We start from the raw sequence: 1,323 nt of genomic DNA, 5'->3' as shown, positions 1-1,323 counted from the left end.
ACCAGCGCCAGCGAAGCCCGCAGCCCCTCCCACCCGGTCGCCACATCGCCCGACCAGGTGCCGCCGTACCGCTGCATCCCCGCCCAGCCCGACCGCGAGAACAGGAACGGCCGCTCTTCGGGCCGCAGTTCGCGCAGGCCCTCGTAGCCGGCCCGGGCCATCGACAGCCCGTACACGTTGTGCGCCTCGCGGTGGTCGCCGCCGCGGCCCTCCAGCGCGTGCCGGGCCGACAGCGGCAGCGTCGGATCGCCGAACGCCGCGAAGGACACCGGCTCGTTCATGTCGTGCCAGAACCCGGCGAAGCCCTTCGCCAGCCGCTCCTCGTACAGACCGCCCCACCAGGTGCGCGCGGCCGGGTCGGTGAAGTCGGGGAAGACCGCCTCGCCCGGCCACACCACGCCGCGCACCTCCTGGCCCCGCGCATCCCGCACGAACGCGCCCACCGCCGACCCGCCGTCGTACGCCGTAAGGCCCGGTTCCGCCTTCACCGCCGGGTCCACGATCGACACCAGCCGCACCCCGTGCCCGCCCAACTCCTGTGCCAGGCCCGGCAGATCGGGGAAGCTCCGCGGATCGGCGGTGAAGATCCGGTGCCCGTCGAAGTGGTCGATGTCCAGGTGCAGCACCGACAGCGGCAGCCCGCGCTCCCGGTACCCGGCCGCGACCCGCCGCACCTCCTCCTGGCTGCCGAACCCCCACCGCGAGTGGTGATGGCCCAGCGCCCAGCGCGGTGGCAGCGCCGACCGTCCGGTGAGCGCGGTCCACCCTGACAGCACCCGGGCGGGCGTACCGGCGATCACCCAGTACCGCAGCGGCCCGCCGTCCATCCGCAGCCGGCTGATCCCCGCCTGGTCCGGCCCCGACCCGGCGCCCTCCCGGCCGTCCCACAGCGCGACCTCGCCGTCCCACGTGTTGTCGTGGAAGGCCAGATGGCAACCCGCGTCCGCGACCACGAGCTGCACCGGCATGGTGACGTACAGCGGATCGTCGCCGGGCCGGAACGACCCGCCCGGGTCGGTGTTCCACAACCGGTACCGGCCCGTGCGCAGTACCGGACCCGCCGCGCGCCCGCCGAGCCCGAACACCCGCGCGTCGGCCGGCAGTCGAGCCCGCTGCTCCCAGCGCGGCGCCCGGCCGTCCCCCGACCTGTCCCCCGACCCGGCCGCCGGGTCCCGCCACGACGGTGGACCCTCCGAGCGCAGCAGCAGCCCGCCCGGCGTGCGGAAGTCCACCTTTCCCCGGTCCGAGATCCGCACCGTGATCCGCTCGGACACCACCCGCCAGCCCGCGCCGTCCGGCTCCAGCAGCGCCCGCGGGTCGGCC

General features: G+C 75.7%; 1 protein-coding gene. It reads right to left on the bottom strand.

Annotated features, from left to right (window positions below; genetic code table 11):
- A partial coding sequence (locus tag AC13HU_RS37280) for a TIM-barrel domain-containing protein (RefSeq protein WP_483046435.1) occupies positions 1-1,323 on the bottom strand: 1,323 nt, incomplete at both ends.

The organism is Streptomyces sp. NH27 (assembly GCF_056859195.1).
Note: the sequence above shows the minus strand (reverse complement) of the source record. Positions and strands in the feature narration are given on the sequence as shown.